Here is a 16,250-nt window from a genome sequence, read left to right on the forward strand (position 1 = left end):
GGTAAGAACCCATACTATAAAATAAAGGTTGAATTAATAAAATTCCTGCTTTGGTAGGAATGACAGAAATATGAAACTAATCTGCATAGGTCGTAATTATACCGACCACATTAAAGAACTAGAAAACGAAAAACCGACAGATCCAGTTATTTTTTTAAAACCAGATACTGCGATTTTGTTAAAGAAACAGCCATTTTTTATTCCAGATTTTTCTGATGATGTTCACTATGAAGTTGAGGTTTTAGTGAAGATCAATAAAGTAGGGAAGTATATCGACAGAAAATTTGCACATAAATATTATGACGATATTGGCCTTGGAATAGATTTCACAGCACGTGATCTTCAAGCACAATTAAAAGCAAAAGGATTACCATGGGAAAAAGCAAAGGCTTTTGATGGTGCTGCTGTTGTTGGAAAATGGTTACCTAAAACTAAATTTCAGAATATAGATAACATCAATTTCAGTTTAAGAAAGAATGATGCCGTAGTTCAAGACGCAAATACGGAGCTGATGCTCTGGAAAATTGATGAAATTATAGAATATGTGTCAAAATATTTTACTTTAAAAATTGGAGACATTATATTTACGGGGACACCAGCAGGTGTTGGTAAAGTTTTTGCAGAAGATAGATTAACAGGATATCTTGAAGACGAGGAAATGTTTTCAATAAAAATAAAGTAAATGTCACAATATTATAAATTACATCGTGTTCGAGAAATGGCTGATAACGACGAAGATTTTGTCTCAGCTATAGCAGCAGCTTTTATAGAAGAAGTTCCAGAAGATGCTGAACGTTTAAGAACAGGGGTACCAGCTAAGGATTATAAAGAAGTCTACCAAGCGGCTCACAAAATGAAACCTACCATCGATTTATTTGAACTTGGAGTTTTAGATACGTTGATTGAAGTTCAAGATTGGGGAAAGTTTGAGCAGACCGACAAAAATGTCGATGAACAACTTATAACCGTATTAACTGCGGTAGATAATGCCGTTAATGAAATTAAAGCCGATTTTGGACTTTAAACGATTTTAGAAATGCAAGCAGAAATTATTACCATTGGAGATGAAATTCTCATTGGTCAAATTGTAGATACAAATTCTGCATTTTTAGGTAAGGAATTTAATAAATTCGGAATTTCAATTTATCAGATTACATCAGTACAAGATGAAAAATCGCATATTCTGAAAGCCCTTAAAGAAGCTGAAGAGAATGCTGATATCATCATTGTAACAGGTGGTTTAGGACCAACTAAAGATGATATTACTAAGCATACCATTTGCGAATACTTTAACGATACCTTAGTGGAAGACAAAGCTGTTTTGGCAAATGTGGAGCAGATTTTTTCTAAATATAGTTCGGCTCCACTTTTAGAAGTTAACAAACAACAAGCTTTAGTACCCTCTAAGTGTAAGGTGTTAATGAACCATAATGGTACAGCACCAGGTATGTGGTTAGAGAAAAACGGAAAAGTGTTTGTGTCACTTCCAGGTGTACCTTACGAAATGAAGGCCTTAATCACCGAGCAAGTCATTCCACAATTACGAACAAAATTTAAGTTTCCTTATATAATGCACAAAACGATTCTAACTTATGGTTTAGGAGAAAGTGCATTAGCAGAGCGTATTGAAAATTGGGAAAACAATTTACCGGATTTTATAAAACTAGCGTATTTGCCAAGTTTAGGTCGTGTACGTTTACGATTGTCAGGGAAAGCTGAAGATAAATCTGTTGTAGAAAATGAAATACTGAAGCAAGTGGATGTATTGCTAACTCAAATTGAAGATGTATTTGTTGGTTATGAAGAAGATGAATCTATTGAAGCTGTAATAGGTAAGCGTTTAACTGAAATGAATAAGACCATTGCCGTAGCAGAAAGTTGTACAGGTGGAAGAATTGCTGAATCATTTACAGCGCATGCCGGATCCTCTGCGTATTTTAAGGGAAGCGTAGTCACTTATGCAACAGAATCTAAAATAAAAATTTTAAACGTTTCAGAAGACGCTATTAATGAACATTCTGTAGTGAGTAAGCAGGTGGCAGAAGCCATGGCAGAAAATGTAAGGCTACTATTTGATAGTGATTATGCTATCAGTACAACAGGTAACGCTGGTCCATCAAAAGGAGATTCAGATGAAGCGGTTGGAACCGTATGGATTGCTATTGCTACAAAAGACGAGGTATATTCTGAAGTTTTTAACTTTGGAAACCTTCGCGAGAAAGTTATTGGAAGAGCCACAAACAAAGCTTTTGAAATGCTTCAAAAATATTTTTTGAAAAAGTAGAGTTTTATATTTGCTGAAACGTAAAGTTTTATTAAATTTGCACCCTGTTTAAAATATCCATGTTCGGATTTTAAATTCTTATTGTCACTTTACTAGAGGTTTTCCTTTAAAAACAATATGAGTTAGCAGAAAATTAATTATAGACCTAAAGAAAGAAAACAATGTCAAGAGTTTGTGAACTTACTGGGAAAAAAGCGATGGTTGGAAACAATGTTTCACACGCAATGAATAAAACGAAACGCAAGTTTGATGCAAACTTGATTAAAAAACGTTTTTACATTCCTGAAGAAGATAAGTGGGTAACATTAAAAGTTTCTACATCAGCATTAAAGACTATCAATAAAATTGGTATCGAAGCGATGTTAAAAGAAGCTAGAGCAAAAGGATTTTACAAATAATAGCGTTTACGCTTAAGTCAATTTACAATGGCAAAAAGAGGAAATAGAATACAGGTAATCTTAGAGTGCACAGAGCATAAAACTTCTGGTCAACCAGGAACATCAAGATACATTACGACAAAAAATAAGAAGAATACGCCAGACCGTATGGAGATTAAGAAATTTAATCCTATCCTTAAGCGTATGACAGTTCATAAAGAGATAAAATAAGAAAACATGGCAAAGAAATCAGTAGCATCTTTACAGACAGGATCGAAGCGTTTGACAAAAGCGATAAAAATGGTAAAATCACCAAAAACTGGAGCTTACATGTTCGTAGAATCAGTAATGGCACCAGAATTTGTCAATGACTTTTTAAACAAGAAATAAACTACAGTTTATATGTAGATTAACTAAACTGCTTTCATTTGAAAGCAGTTTTTTTATGTTTATATTTGAATGCATCTGCCATCTTAGCAGTAAATTACTATGGGCAAGGTTGTTGCTTTCAATTATTAATATTATAAATTAAGACAGAAAAGAACTTTAAAAGCTTTTCAACCTTAAACGTTTAAACTAAAGAAATGAGTTTTTTTAAAAAAATATTCTCGTCCGAAAAGAAAGAAACCTTAGATAAAGGCTTAGAGAAATCTAAATCTTCTTTTTTCAATAAATTAAATAAAGCCGTAGCCGGAAAATCTAAAGTAGATGATGATGTTTTAGATAATCTTGAAGAAATTTTAGTAACTAGTGATGTTGGCGTGAATACCACATTAAAAGTGATTACGCGTATTGAAGAACGTGTAGCTAAAGATAAATATTTAGGCACTTCTGAGTTAAATAAGATTCTAAGAGAGGAAATAGCTGCGTTATTGTCCGAAACAAAATCTGGAGAAGAAACAGAATACACTATTCCTGAATTACCTAAACAAGTTGATGGTTCTAAAACTCCATATGTTCTAATGGTCGTTGGAGTCAACGGTGTTGGTAAAACTACAACTATTGGGAAATTGGCGTATCAGTTTAAAAAGAAAGGTTTAAAGGTGGTTCTTGGTGCTGCTGATACGTTTAGAGCAGCCGCTATAGATCAGTTACAAGTTTGGGCAGATCGTGTAGATGTTCCTATGATACGTCAAGAAATGGGGTCGGATCCTGCGTCTGTGGCTTTTGATGCCTTGCAATCTGGAGTAAATCAAGATGCAGATGTTATTATTATTGATACTGCAGGTCGTTTGCACAATAAGGTGAACTTAATGAACGAGTTGACTAAAGTAAAACGTGTGATGCAAAAAGTAGTGGGAGATGCACCTCATGATGTACTTTTAGTACTTGATGGTTCTACTGGGCAAAATGCTTTTGAACAAGCCAAACAATTCACCGCAGCTACCGAAGTCACGTCGTTAGCCGTCACCAAATTAGACGGTACAGCAAAAGGAGGAGTGGTTATTGGTATTAGTGATCAGTTTCAAATTCCTGTAAAATATATTGGAGTAGGAGAAGGTATTGAAGATTTACAAGTCTTTAATAAATATGAATTTGTAGATTCTTTCTTCAAATAAGCACTATTTTTTTTGATGGATTTATAATATGAACTGAGTCGGTTATCGTTTTAATGTAAAGTGACCAGCATAACTTCTACCATCTTCTCTAGTCACAAGAAACCAATAATCAGAAGTTGGTAATTTGTTACCATTATAAGTCCCATCCCAATGTGAATTATAATTCATTAATTTTAATAGTTTCCCATACCTATCAAATATTTGGATAGTCATATTGGGTTCTAAGTAGGAATTGTCAATGAACCAAGTGTCATGATTGCCATCATTGTTTGGAGTGAAATATTTAGGATAATTTAAGAGATAGACCACTTCTTGGGTAATTCCACAGCCGTTTTTGTCTCTTACATACACGGTATATTCACCAGGACTTAAGCCTGAAAAAGTATTGTTGTCTTGATAACTTATGTCATCTATAGAATATTCGTAATTCCCCAAGCTACTATCCGATAAGTAAACCGTAATACTATTATTAGAATCTGACCAATCTTTAATAGCGATACTAGAAATACTCGCGTTGTTAGATAGTATAACTTCAAACTCCTTGGTTGTTGAACAGTTGTAAGTGACGTGATTCTCTGTTACAGTGACGTCATATAGACCTAAATTTTCACTAGTAATATTTATAGATCGCGTTGTTTCTCCTGTAGACCATAAATAAGTATCAAAACCATATCCGGCATCTATGGTGGTGTAGTTCTCATTTTCACATATACCGATATAATCATCAATAAGTATAATAGGTGTTTCTTCTAGGGTTATGATGATTTCAGCAGTTTGGAAACATTGATCAGGTGAGTCTATTCGTGCATAAATCGCGATGGTTTCTGAGCTCCAATTGTAATTTTCAGGGGTTGAAATCCTCTGTTCGTCGGTGTCATTTTCCGCATCAGATAGGTTTAAATAATAACTAAAAATACAATCTTCACAATCCACTATATTAGGCTCAAACACGGTTAAATCTATAGTTTCTTCTAAATCATTATCAGTGTCACAAATGGAAGCTTCAATAGCGTTTATGATGAGGCTTGGTGAATTTATAGTGGCCAATACAGCAAAGCGCTCATCACTTTCGCAGCCATTACTAGTGGCTTGAGCGCCATAATATATGGTGCCATCAATTAAAGCAGTGGTAGTGTCTATTACATTTCCATTGATAGCAGAGTCATACCAAATTGCAGTTGCACTGACTTCAATATCGTTTACCGTCGGTTGTTGGGTTGTACAGAAAAACTGTTCAGAATCTCCCGTTAATGGGTCTGGAGTTTCAAGAATTTCTATGGTATATTCATCTGAAGTGATCCGACAGGAAAGTGAGTTTATATTTGTTCCATTTGCAACGGCTAATCGATATAAAAAGGTGCCAGATTGCCCTGTATTTGTAAATATGTAATCTGGAGTAGTTTCACCGATAATATCTATCCAACTTGTGCCTGAATCATCGGAATATTGCCATTGATATTGAGGATCTGAATATCCAGAAGAAACAACGGATTGAAACGTGTAACTTACATTTTCACCTTCGCAAATATCTAAACTTATACTTGTTTCGTTTTCAATGGCGCTTGTAATGGTTGGTCCGCATGGTTTAAAGGCAATATCATCTAAAGCGATGTCATTTCCAGGATGTGCACTAGGAGCAGAATTTAATATGGTTATTATGACTTCCGTTTCTGCTTCTAATGTAAAGAAGAAGCCGTATTGCTGCCATATACCAGAAGATGATTGTGCAATATCTCCTGTATTATAAGAACCTAAAATATTTCCAGAGGTGTCACTAATTCTAAACGTTACATCCGGATGGTATTCATCCGTACCTACCGAAGGATTCATTAAATTGATTAACCAAGCAGAAAATTCAAAAGTAGTATTTGCACAAAGTCCGGTTACTGTTTTTGTATAAAATACTCCTTCGTTTGCTAAAACGGCACTGTTTATCACCATCATATGGCCATTGGTGTCTCCTGTATGGTCTGAAGTAACATGCCATGCGTTCCCTTTTAAACCACTTGTAGTATTTGCAATGGTGTATTCACCTTCGTCTAATTCACCAGAACCACTATATGTAAAGGCTGTAATATCAGAACCCAATGCACTTCCTCGGGCTGTGCCTGATCCAAAATCAATAGAGACTACGGGATCACCTAAATTACCTTCGCATAATTGGGCATAAGTTTGAAGTGAGTAACAAAAAAGAATTATAAGTAGAAGTTGATATTTTATTTGCAAATCGATATGTATTAAAGCGTCTATCTAATGAGTTGTTAACTTTTAGATGTCATCTTTACATAAAACTTGCGCTATGGCCTCATATTAAATCAATTTTTAAGTGTGAGCCGGTTTTAACAGTTAATCAATCAATGCATTAATTTTTATCCAAAGTTCATTATCAAAATCAGAAAGTGCAAAATTATCATCGTCTGCAGATTGTCCCATTCTAATAATTACTAATTTTTGACTAGGTACCACATAGATTTTTTGATCATTTTTACCTAAAGCGGCAAACATATCATTTGGAGCATCAGGAATAAGAGTTCCAGGGAATTCAATTTGCGTTTGTGGGAGATGGTAACTAGATTTTCCATTGAGCCACCATAAATAGCCATACGCTAAATTCACATCCTGAGATGTATTTGTCGCAGCAGATATATAATTTTCACTAACAATTTGTTCATCTTCCCATTTACCATTGGCATAGGTTAGTAAACCAAATCTAGCCATGCTTCTCGTGTCACTAAAATAAACACTTAAGCCTAAAAGATCCACCCAGTTACCAGTCATACCTATTTTGTCTCTAAGATTGGTATTAAAATAATCGTCCCAAGTGGTATTGCTAGATGCTGCTACTACATCTTGTAATTTTACATATACATTATGATAGGCCCAACGGCTGCCTGCATCTGCCACATATTGTAAATTGCTAGGAGACACATCATCGCCTAACGTGTCATCTAATCCAGAGGTCATAGATAATAAATGTTTGCAAGTGATTAAGTTTTCTTTTTCCAGTGAAGCATTAGTCCAACCCGTACCCAAATAATCTGAGACTTTGTTTTCTATATTCAGTAGGCCATTGTCTTCTGCAATTCCTGTAGTGGCTGTGGTTAATGTTTTCCCGGCACTTGCCCAATACCAAGATGTTGAGTTGGTATGATTGTTAAAATAATGTTCTTCAACTATTTTACCATTATGAAGAATCATAAAGCTTTTTGAGTTTTTTTCTTCTAAGAAATCTAACAAAGGTTGTAATTGGTCTTCATTCCAATTTAATTCTGAAATTGATGTGGTTTCCCAAATATCAGAATTTATAGGAGGAAAATAAATACTTTCGTCTGGCGTCGTATTTGTACTATCATCATTTGAAGAACACGAAAGACATAAAAATAGACTCAAAAAAATAAATAGAAGGTAGATTGATTTCATAGTTAATTAGTTAAAGCATTAATTTTTATCCATAATTCATTGTCAAAAGTACTTGGTCCAAAAGTTTCCTCTCCTGCATCATCTCCCATTCTTATTACTACAAGGTTTTCACTTGGTACCACATATACTTTTTGATCACTTTTACCTAAGCCAGCTACCAAATCGAGAGGTGCATCTGGTATGAGATAACCTGAATAGTTGTCTTCATATTGTGGAAGTTTAAAACCATCTTTTCCATTAAGCCACCACAAATAACCATAAGATTTGTTAAGATCCTGTGAGGTATTAGTCATAGCATTAAGATACTCGGTATCTCCTAAAATGGTGATATCATCCCAAACACCATTATTAAGGCTAAGTAAGCCAAAACGTGCCATACTTCTGGCAGTACTGAAAAATAATTTATAACAACCAACCTGAAACCAACTTCCTTGCATACCAATTTTGGTTTTAACGTTTTCATCAAAATAGTCGTTAAATGATTCTCCCGTAGCACCTTCAATAATTTCAAAATTTAATTCGTAGGTGGCATTGTGGTAATACCAAAAAGTATTAGGTTCATTTAAATACAATAAATCAGTAGGTTCTGTACAAGAAATATTAGGGACATTATAGTCCAAACCTGTAGTTAATGTTAAGTGGTGCCAAACGTTTATATTAGCTTCTTGTTCTGGAGTAAGACTAGACCAGCCCTCTCCTAAATAGTCTTTAGAAGGGTTATTAATATCCAAAAAACCTTCTTCTTGAGCAATACCAATAGTGTATGCGGTCAACGTTTTTCCTGCAGAATTCCAGGTGTGATTATCAGCTGCAGAAAAATCATTAGCATACCATTCAACTGCAATTTTTCCGTTTTTTAAAATGATAAAAGCATCTGAGTTTTGTGCTTCTACAAAATTTAAAAGCGGATTTAGAGCAGATTCATTCCAGTTTAAATCACTAATAGTTGAAATTTCCCAGTCATCAGATCCTATAGGTGGAAAATATAAATCTTCATTTTGAGGATCTTGTTCATCTGAGGAATCGGTATCACTAGAACATGATAATACTAAAAAAATACAGGCAAAGATGAATGCATATTTAGTATATTCCATAAGATAGGTTTTGTATTTAGACTTGTAAATATATAAAAGGTTTAAATTACATTGTATCTTTGCCAACTGATTTATAACATATGCGTACTAAAACTCTTAAGAAAAATAGAATCAACGTCATTACACTAGGCTGTAGTAAAAATGTTTACGATAGCGAAGTGTTAATGGGACAACTAAAAGCTAGCGGAAAGGACGTGGTCCATGAACAAGAAGGGAACGTGGTAGTGATTAATACATGTGGTTTTATTAATAATGCCAAAGAAGAAAGTGTGAATACCATTTTGGAATACATGCAAAAGAAAGAAGATGGTGAAGTCGATAAAGTCTTTGTAACAGGTTGCTTAAGCGAGCGTTATAAGCCAGACTTACAGAAGGAAATTCCTAATGTAGATCAGTATTTTGGAACCACTGAGTTACCGGGTTTATTAAAAGCCTTAGGCGCAGATTATAAGCATGAGCTTATAGGTGAACGCCTAACAACAACTCCAAAGAATTATGCGTATTTAAAGATTGCTGAAGGTTGTGACCGACCATGTAGTTTTTGTGCGATTCCAATAATGCGCGGAAAACACAAAAGTACTCCGATTGAAAACTTAGTGACTGAGGCTGAAAAATTGGCGGCTAGTGGAGTTAAAGAATTAATTCTTATAGCACAAGATTTAACCTACTACGGTTTAGACATATATAAAAAGCGAAATCTTGCTGAGTTGCTAGAAAACTTAGTAAAAGTTGAAGGTATTGAGTGGATTCGTTTACATTATGCTTTCCCAACAGGTTTCCCGATGGATGTTTTAGATGTAATGAATCGCGAACCAAAGGTTTGTAATTATTTAGATATTCCGTTACAGCATATTTCAGACGACTTATTAAAATCGATGCGCCGTGGGACTACAAAAGAAAAAACGACTAAATTGATTCATAAATTTAGAGCGATTGTTGCAGATATGACGATTAGAACAACGCTTATTGTTGGTTATCCAGGTGAAACAGAAGCACATTTTGAAGAACTAAAACAATGGGTTTCTGATATGCGTTTTGAACGTTTAGGGTGTTTTACCTATTCTCATGAGGAAAATACACATGCCTACAATTTAGAAGACGATGTGCCAGAAGATATAAAGATGCAACGTGCGAATGACATTATGGAAATTCAATCGCAGATTTCTTGGGAATTGAATCAAGCTAAAATAGGGCAGGAGTTTAAAGTGGTTATCGATAGAAAAGAAGGCAACTATTTTGTAGGACGAACAGAATTTGATTCTCCAGATGTTGATAACGAAGTGTTGATTGATGCGACAAAAACGTATTTAAAAACAGGTGAATTTGCAACTATTAAAGTAACTGAAGCCGAAGATTTTGATCTTTATGGTGAAGTGATTCCAAACGGATTGTAGCAGTATTTTTTAGTATCATAGCTTAATCTTATTAGATTCTGTCGGGCCAATACAGTGGATGTTCTCCGCTAAATCCTAATTCAGGTAATTCATTTATTTGATTCATTTCTGTACTAGTCAGCTGAAAATCAAATAATTTTATATTGTCTTCAATCCGTTCATTGGTTGTCGACTTTGGGATTACAATAACGTCGTGCTGAATGATCCATCGCAGGCAAACCTTGGCTACAGATGTGTTGTGTGTATTAGCAATTTTCTTTAAGGTTTCGTTTTCAAAAACCTTTCCTCTAGCTAAAGGAGACCACGATTCAACAACAATATTTTGCTTTTTACAATAGTTAACTAAATCTTCTTGCCAGTAACCTGGATGAAACTCAATTTGATTTACGGCTGGTTTTACGTTGGCAGTTTTAAATAATGCTTCTAGGTGTTCTTTAAAAAAATTGCTGACACCTATAGATTTTATTTTTCCTTCTGCTTGTAATTCTTCCATAGCTTTCCAAGCGTTAGCATTTGCTTTTTGCCAATGGTCATAATTTTTAGCGTTAGCTGGCCAATGGATTAGATAAAGATCTATATAATCTAAATCCAATCTGTTTAGGGAATTTTCAAACTCCTGTTTAGCTTCGTCATAACTTAAGTGTTCACGCCATAATTTCGTGGTCACAAAAATTTTATCGCGCGCAATACCACTAGCTTTTATGCCTTTTCCAACAGCTACTTCATTTCCATAAATTGCCGCAGTATCAATTGATCTATAACCTTTTAATAGGGCATGTTTCACTGCGTCAATACCTTCTTGTTCTGTGGCTTTAAAAGTTCCAAAACCTACAATAGGCATATAATTACCATCATTTAATTTAATGTTTTTCATAAAATAAGCTTTAGTGTTTTTATTTATCGTTCTGTATGTTATAGGATACCAAATCTAAATCGAATATGCAATTTTAAAACCACTAAACCAATTTCGTGGCATGCCAGGATAATAATATCGCGGTTCAGAATTGCCAAATCCAATGGCATTTATAAGCACAGACGATGCATAATGTTCATCTGTAAAATTATTGATTCCGGTGTTTATTTCAATGGAAAAATGATTAGAAAGACCACTTCTATAGGATAATTTTGTGTTGAACACGGTATAGTCATCAGCGTATAAAGTGTTGGCATCGTTTAGCGGCATGTCTCCAACATGTAGAAAATTAGTGTTTAAAACGAAATTTTTATAACCAAATTGAATACCGCCATTGACTTTGATATCGGGAACACCTGTTAATTGATGGCCAGAATAATCAGTTAGGTCATCTACAAAATCTATAAAACGATGGTTTGTAATTTCCGCATTTAAATAAGGAGAGAATAAAAATCCATTTTTAAATTTCTGTGTATATGAAGCAGATAATTCAATACCTTTATGTTCTGTTTTACCTGCATTACGACCAATATATTGATCATCTCCAACGCGGTCTGCCACCAATAAATTATCAATATCTAATAAGTATGCAGTAAGCTGAAATCGCAGTTTTCTTTTAAATAAAAATAGTACACTTCCAATTTCATAATTAAAACCTGTTTCAGGCCCTAGGTCTGGATTAACAAGCCCTTCAGGCGTCAATGTTTCCTCAATAGAAGGATAATTAAAGCCTCTACTGATATTTGTAAAAGCGTTTATGTTTGATGTAAATTGGTATAAGACATTCAAATTAGGTGCAATTATGGGATTAAAGTTACGATCCGCATTCTTATTGTTTTCACCAATGTTAAAGTCATCTTTAAATTCGTATTTAGTGGTGTTGACATTAATGCCTAATTGGGCTTTTAATTTTTTTGTAAAAGGTAGTGTTACGGTAGCAAAGGCATTAAGGTTCGTTCTGTGTTCTATATTATCGCTAAGTAATGCACCTTCTAAGCTGCCATTGTTAGCATTACTCTCGTAGAGATTTTCAATGGTTTTCCAATTATAATCGTCTTTATAAAGTTCTCCACCAAAACTAAGTTGAGCGGTTTGATTTAAGAATTTAAAATCTTTAGCAAAGAGTGTTCGCGCACCATAACCATTAGTATATTCATCTAAAATATTAAACGGTCGCGGTTCGTAATGATCGAGATAGTTGTAAAAAATGGCTGTGGTATTACTAAATTGATCCGAAAACCGATGTGTATAATAAAGTCCTATTAAGACCTGTTTGTTATCTTCAAAACCTTGTGCGGCATTCCATGTAAAGGCAGCTTGAGAAGGATCTTCATTAAATGCAGCTTCTCCTATGGAACTCGGTATTTGAGCATTATAATCTGTAAAGTTGATCAGCACTCCGATGTCATTTTTAGCATTAAATTTATAAGTTGAAGTCAGCAAAACGGCTTTTCGATTATAATTGCTGTTGTCACGAAATCCGTCTGTTTTTAAATGATCATAATTCAAGTTTATTGCTAATTTTTCATTTGCAGTAGCGACAGATACATTGTTTTTAATCAGTCCAAAACTCCCTACAGTAAGATTGCTCCTTATAAAGGTTTCTCCTTCTGAAGCTTGTTTTGAATTAAGTAATAAAGTACCTCCCAAATTGGTACCGTATGGCGTTGCTTTTGGCCCTTTTACAATTTCTAAACTGCCAATATCTTCAGGGTCAAAAGCTTCAATGGCTGTTTCACCAATACCATTTGTAATGGGTATGCCATTGAAATACGCGCGTATTTTATTGGTGCCATAAAGTGTTCGAGAGCCCACACCTCTAATCACAATTCTGTTGGTGTTTAGGGCACCATTCTGAATATAAACTCCAGGAGTTTCGTTTAGAGCTGAAAACAAATCTACGGGACTATACTCAGCAAATTTTTGTGACGAAATTTTCGCTGTTGGAATTATAACCTGACTTTCTTTTTGATACGTTGAAGAGATGGTCACTTCCTCAAGATTTAAGGTGTTATCTAAAATATAGAGTTGGATTACGCTATTATTTTTCGATAAGCTCACGGTCTTAATATAATAGTTGGGGTGATTTAAGGTGATTTTTAAAGGTAGTTGATAGGTTTTAGGTAAAATAAAAACCCCTTGACTATTGGTGTTAGAAATCACCTTGTTATTAATAATTATGTCAACACCAGATATGGCGACATTTGAGAAATTATTCACACGACCGCTGATATTTTGAGAATGTAAAGCGTTTATAAAACTACCTAAAAGTATTAGAATCAATAGTTTTAAAAAGGTAGATTTCATGCTGGTGGTTATGATAGTTGATTTTAATAGGTTCGTAGAATTTTCATAAATAGCCTGACGGTATTCAGAAATCATATAGGCTTTAAATATGTTGATCTACTAAAATAGCATTACCATCAGGATCCAATACCACAAAACTTGCAGGACCTGATGTTGCCGTTTCATCTATAGTGTTTGCAAAATTTAGGTCTTTTGTTTTTAAATGCTTTTGAATATCGCGGACATCATCAAAGTTTTTGAGTGTTTTGGCATCTTGGTCCCAACCAGGATTAAACGTAAGTATATTATTTTCAAACATCCCTTGAAACAATCCTATAAGTGTGGATTCGTTTTTCATAATAAGGTAGTTCTGTTCTATATCTCCTCCAAAAACTGAAAATCCTAAAGTTTCGTAAAATGTTTTTGAGGCATTAATATCTTTAACGGCAAGGCTAATGGAAAATGCTCCTAATTTCATGTAGTTTATCTTTAAATGCAAATTAAAGATAGTGAAAATTTGTGTCTAGGTCATTGTTAGTATCTTCTCTATAAATGTTAATTCCTTATTGTAACAATCGTTCTATTATTTTGGTGAGATTATACTTAAAAATTCATTTCGAATTTCGGGTTCTGAAAAGCGGCCACCATACTCATAAGTTGTCGTGAAACTACTTTGGTCTTTTATGCCTCTTGAAGAGACGCAAAGGTGTTTGGCTGTTACAGAAACAATGACATCTTTGGTGTCTAAGACGTCTTGCAAATCATTTAAAACTTGTAGCACTAGTCGTTCTTGCACTTGTGGTCGTCGTGAATAATAATCGACTAAACGATTAATTTTAGATAAGCCAATAACTTTATCTTTAGGGATGTAAGCTACATTGGCATGTCCTACAATGGGAAGAAAATGATGTTCGCAAGCAGAATCTATGGTGATATTCTGCTCCACCAACATTTTTTTGTAGCCATATTTATTTTCAAAGGTGGAAAGTTTAGGTTTATTCTCAGGATTTAAGCCGTAAAAGAGTTCCTTTACATACATTTTTGCTACACGATATGGTGTGCCCGATAAGCTATCATCTGTTAAATCTAATCCCATTTCATGCATTATCATTTTGAAATGATGTTGAATGTTTATTATTTTTTCCTCATCAGATTTTTCAAAAGCATCTTCGCGTAATGGTTTTTTTATACTTGAAGAAAAATGATGGTCGCCTTCTATTTCAATTTGATTTTTAGTTAAATGCTTTTCCATAATTTCTTTATTATTTATTGCAATACCGCATATTATATAAATGCCCAAGAATAATTAAACCTGAAAAAAGAAACATCGTGTATTCAAAAACTTCGGCTTGGTTTTCTAATAGCATGGAAATAAAAAAGCCTATAAAAGCTAGCCATAAAAAGATGCTAATAGGTTTTAAAAAACGGCCGTTAGTGGCTTTATATATGGAAACAAAAGCAATGGCAATAAATAAGTAAGCTATAATAGGATTGCTTATAAATCCCATACCTAAGCTGAGCAATGCAGGCACAGCCAAACAATGTATAATGCATAAAATAGCACTAATTGCTCCTAATTTATCTGCCCAATATATTTTTTTTGTTTGAATCATTTTGTTTGTAATTTTTTATTCTAAGTGTTTTAATTTTAAGTATCCTTAAACTCCTAAAGGATAGGCTCTTTCTACAGGCCAATTATCTTGAAACCCTTTTTCCCAATCTATAGACTCAAGTTCTGCTGCAGTTAGTAGGCAACTTTCTAATTGTTTTCTAATTAATGATTCGTCTAAATCTTGACCAATAAAGACAATCTCATTTTTGCGGTCGCCAAATACGCTGTGCCAATCGGCTTCAATAATTTGTTGGTTTTCAAGAAATGCAATTTGGTCTATCCGCTCTTGAAATGTCATGCTGATCCACCAAACGCCTGCACTGTCTGCTCTTAGCGATCCACCAGCTTGTCCCCAAACCAATGCTTGGTCTGGTCTAGAGGCTATCCAAAACAATCCTTTACTTCGTAATATGTTTTGAGGAAATTGGTGCTGAGCATACTTCCAAAAACGCTCTGGATGAAAGGGTCTTTTGGTTCTAAAAACAAATGAGCCAATACCGTATTCTTCCGTTTCTGGTGTGTGTGCATCTTTCTTTAATTCTTCAATCCAACCAGCACTTTCTTCGGCGTCTTCAAAATTGAAGAGTTTGGTATTTAAAATTTCACCTGGATTCACTTTACTGAAAGAAGATTCTATAATTTTAGCAGTAGGATTTAACTTCTGAATCGTAGCTTTTAAAATGCCTAAATGTTCTTTTGAAACTAAATCGGTCTTATTAAGTATAATGACATTACAAAACTCAATTTGGTCGGTCAATAAATTTACAATGGTTCTAAAATCATTATCTATATCTGTAAGTTCGCGATCTACTAAACGTTCTGGACTTCCGAAATCCTTAAAGAAATTAAAGGCGTCTACTACGGTAACCATCGTATCTACATAGCTAAATCTAGATAAGTCTATATTGTTTTCTTCGTCTATAAATGAGAAGGTTTGCGCCACAGGTACGGGTTCGCTAATACCTGTACTTTCAATGAGCAAATAATCAAAGCGGTTTTCTTTGGCAAGTTTTTCAACTTCAATCATTAAATCTTCACGCAACGTACAGCAAATGCAACCATTGCTCATTTCTACGAGTGTTTCTTCAGTTCTAGACAATACATTTTCACTGTTAACCAAATTGGCGTCAACATTAACTTCGCTCATGTCATTGACAATAACGGCAACTTTTAGGCCTTCTTTATTGTATAAAATATGATTTAATAAGGTGGTTTTGCCAGCGCCTAAAAAGCCGCTCAATACGGTTACTGGAAGTTTTTTTATAGTATTCATTATAAAGTGTGATGTTGTGTTTGTGCAGAACGTTCTCT

General features: G+C 34.3%; 17 protein-coding genes. 8 read left to right on the top strand and 9 right to left on the bottom strand.

The features are described from left to right. Positions 1–70 precede the first annotated feature (70 nt). From KO515_RS09925 to ftsY, 7 genes are all read left to right on the top strand, one after another. Positions 71–682: a fumarylacetoacetate hydrolase family protein gene (locus KO515_RS09925; RefSeq protein ID WP_215936208.1), complete on the top strand. Its 612-nt coding sequence runs from the start codon at positions 71–73 to the stop codon at positions 680–682. After that, a complete protein-coding gene (locus KO515_RS09930) occupies positions 683–1,024 on the top strand; it encodes an Hpt domain-containing protein (RefSeq protein ID WP_215936209.1) in 342 nt (113 codons plus the stop codon). It begins immediately after the preceding gene. A 12-nt stretch (positions 1,025–1,036) separates the two neighbouring features. Continuing rightward, positions 1,037–2,284: a competence/damage-inducible protein A gene (locus tag KO515_RS09935; RefSeq protein ID WP_215936210.1), complete on the top strand. Its 1,248-nt coding sequence runs from the start codon at positions 1,037–1,039 to the stop codon at positions 2,282–2,284. Between the two features lie 161 nt (positions 2,285–2,445). Then, complete coding sequence (gene rpmB / locus KO515_RS09940) at positions 2,446–2,682, top strand: 50S ribosomal protein L28 (RefSeq protein ID WP_173588130.1); 237 nt, start codon at positions 2,446–2,448, stop codon at positions 2,680–2,682. A gap of 27 nt (positions 2,683–2,709) precedes the next feature. Then, entirely contained in the window at positions 2,710–2,892 is a 183-nt protein-coding gene (gene rpmG, locus KO515_RS09945; RefSeq protein ID WP_020896723.1) for a 50S ribosomal protein L33, read from the top strand. Between the two features lie 6 nt (positions 2,893–2,898). Further along, positions 2,899–3,051, top strand: a complete 153-nt coding sequence (locus tag KO515_RS09950; RefSeq protein ID WP_008271041.1) for a DUF4295 domain-containing protein — start codon at positions 2,899–2,901, stop codon at positions 3,049–3,051. Between the two features lie 194 nt (positions 3,052–3,245). Further along, positions 3,246–4,220 carry a signal recognition particle-docking protein FtsY gene (gene ftsY, locus KO515_RS09955; RefSeq protein WP_215936211.1) on the top strand — a complete coding sequence of 325 codons (975 nt, stop codon included), beginning with the start codon at positions 3,246–3,248 and terminating at the stop codon, positions 4,218–4,220. A 42-nt stretch (positions 4,221–4,262) separates the two neighbouring features. Here ftsY and KO515_RS09960 read toward each other — a convergent pair whose 3' ends face one another. The 3 genes from KO515_RS09960 to KO515_RS09970 form a co-directional block, all read right to left on the bottom strand. After that, positions 4,263–6,446: a T9SS type B sorting domain-containing protein gene (locus tag KO515_RS09960; RefSeq protein WP_215936212.1), complete on the bottom strand. Its 2,184-nt coding sequence runs from the start codon at positions 6,444–6,446 to the stop codon at positions 4,263–4,265. Positions 6,447–6,566: 120 nt separating this feature from the next. After that, the gene (locus KO515_RS09965) at positions 6,567–7,640 is read right to left on the bottom strand and encodes a serine hydrolase domain-containing protein (protein ID WP_215936213.1); all 1,074 of its coding nucleotides are present in this window, start codon (positions 7,638–7,640) and stop codon (positions 6,567–6,569) included. Positions 7,641–7,642: 2 nt separating this feature from the next. Further along, positions 7,643–8,734, bottom strand: coding sequence for a serine hydrolase domain-containing protein (locus tag KO515_RS09970; protein ID WP_215936214.1), 1,092 nt, complete (start codon positions 8,732–8,734; stop codon positions 7,643–7,645). A gap of 80 nt (positions 8,735–8,814) precedes the next feature. Here KO515_RS09970 and rimO point away from each other — a divergent pair, with 80 nt between their 5' ends. After that, positions 8,815–10,128 (top strand): 30S ribosomal protein S12 methylthiotransferase RimO, encoded by a 1,314-nt coding sequence (rimO, locus tag KO515_RS09975; RefSeq protein ID WP_215936215.1) that lies wholly within the window; start codon positions 8,815–8,817, stop codon positions 10,126–10,128. Between the two features lie 31 nt (positions 10,129–10,159). Here the strand turns inward: rimO and KO515_RS09980 are convergent, their stop codons facing one another. The 6 genes from KO515_RS09980 to KO515_RS10005 form a co-directional block, all read right to left on the bottom strand. After that, positions 10,160–11,002: an aldo/keto reductase gene (locus KO515_RS09980; protein ID WP_215936216.1), complete on the bottom strand. Its 843-nt coding sequence runs from the start codon at positions 11,000–11,002 to the stop codon at positions 10,160–10,162. A gap of 54 nt (positions 11,003–11,056) precedes the next feature. Then, positions 11,057–13,348 (bottom strand): TonB-dependent receptor family protein, encoded by a 2,292-nt coding sequence (locus KO515_RS09985; RefSeq protein WP_215936217.1) that lies wholly within the window; start codon positions 13,346–13,348, stop codon positions 11,057–11,059. An 82-nt stretch (positions 13,349–13,430) separates the two neighbouring features. Continuing rightward, on the bottom strand, positions 13,431–13,805 hold the full coding sequence (locus KO515_RS09990) for a VOC family protein (RefSeq protein ID WP_215936218.1): 375 nt from the start codon (positions 13,803–13,805) through the stop codon (positions 13,431–13,433). Between the two features lie 105 nt (positions 13,806–13,910). Next, a complete protein-coding gene (gene folE / locus KO515_RS09995) occupies positions 13,911–14,579 on the bottom strand; it encodes a GTP cyclohydrolase I FolE (protein WP_215936219.1) in 669 nt (222 codons plus the stop codon). Positions 14,580–14,589: 10 nt separating this feature from the next. Next, positions 14,590–14,940, bottom strand: coding sequence for a MerC domain-containing protein (locus tag KO515_RS10000; protein WP_215936220.1), 351 nt, complete (start codon positions 14,938–14,940; stop codon positions 14,590–14,592). A 45-nt stretch (positions 14,941–14,985) separates the two neighbouring features. After that, entirely contained in the window at positions 14,986–16,212 is a 1,227-nt protein-coding gene (locus KO515_RS10005; protein WP_252723834.1) for a GTP-binding protein, read from the bottom strand. Positions 16,213–16,250: the final 38 nt, after the last annotated feature.

The sequence above is a fragment of the Winogradskyella psychrotolerans genome, from assembly GCF_018860545.1.
Classification (GTDB): Bacteria; Bacteroidota; Bacteroidia; order Flavobacteriales; family Flavobacteriaceae; genus Winogradskyella; species Winogradskyella psychrotolerans_A.

Excerpts from the sequence above, each read along its gene's own strand:
- KO515_RS09925 (WP_215936208.1), top strand. The coding sequence starts at position 71 with ATGAAACTAATCTGCATAGGTCGTAATTATACCGACCACATTAAAGAA.
- KO515_RS09930 (WP_215936209.1), top strand. The coding sequence starts at position 683 with ATGTCACAATATTATAAATTACATCGTGTTCGAGAAATGGCTGATAAC.
- KO515_RS09935 (WP_215936210.1), top strand. The coding sequence starts at position 1,037 with ATGCAAGCAGAAATTATTACCATTGGAGATGAAATTCTCATTGGTCAA.
- rpmB (WP_173588130.1), top strand. The coding sequence starts at position 2,446 with ATGTCAAGAGTTTGTGAACTTACTGGGAAAAAAGCGATGGTTGGAAAC.
- rpmG (WP_020896723.1), top strand. The coding sequence starts at position 2,710 with ATGGCAAAAAGAGGAAATAGAATACAGGTAATCTTAGAGTGCACAGAG.
- KO515_RS09950 (WP_008271041.1), top strand. The coding sequence starts at position 2,899 with ATGGCAAAGAAATCAGTAGCATCTTTACAGACAGGATCGAAGCGTTTG.
- ftsY (WP_215936211.1), top strand. The coding sequence starts at position 3,246 with ATGAGTTTTTTTAAAAAAATATTCTCGTCCGAAAAGAAAGAAACCTTA.
- KO515_RS09965 (WP_215936213.1), bottom strand. The coding sequence starts at position 7,640 with ATGAAATCAATCTACCTTCTATTTATTTTTTTGAGTCTATTTTTATGT.
- KO515_RS09970 (WP_215936214.1), bottom strand. The coding sequence starts at position 8,734 with ATGGAATATACTAAATATGCATTCATCTTTGCCTGTATTTTTTTAGTA.
- rimO (WP_215936215.1), top strand. The coding sequence starts at position 8,815 with ATGCGTACTAAAACTCTTAAGAAAAATAGAATCAACGTCATTACACTA.
- KO515_RS09980 (WP_215936216.1), bottom strand. The coding sequence starts at position 11,002 with ATGAAAAACATTAAATTAAATGATGGTAATTATATGCCTATTGTAGGT.
- KO515_RS09985 (WP_215936217.1), bottom strand. The coding sequence starts at position 13,348 with ATGAAATCTACCTTTTTAAAACTATTGATTCTAATACTTTTAGGTAGT.
- KO515_RS09990 (WP_215936218.1), bottom strand. The coding sequence starts at position 13,805 with ATGAAATTAGGAGCATTTTCCATTAGCCTTGCCGTTAAAGATATTAAT.
- folE (WP_215936219.1), bottom strand. The coding sequence starts at position 14,579 with ATGGAAAAGCATTTAACTAAAAATCAAATTGAAATAGAAGGCGACCAT.
- KO515_RS10000 (WP_215936220.1), bottom strand. The coding sequence starts at position 14,940 with ATGATTCAAACAAAAAAAATATATTGGGCAGATAAATTAGGAGCAATT.
- KO515_RS10005 (WP_252723834.1), bottom strand. The coding sequence starts at position 16,212 with ATGAATACTATAAAAAAACTTCCAGTAACCGTATTGAGCGGCTTTTTA.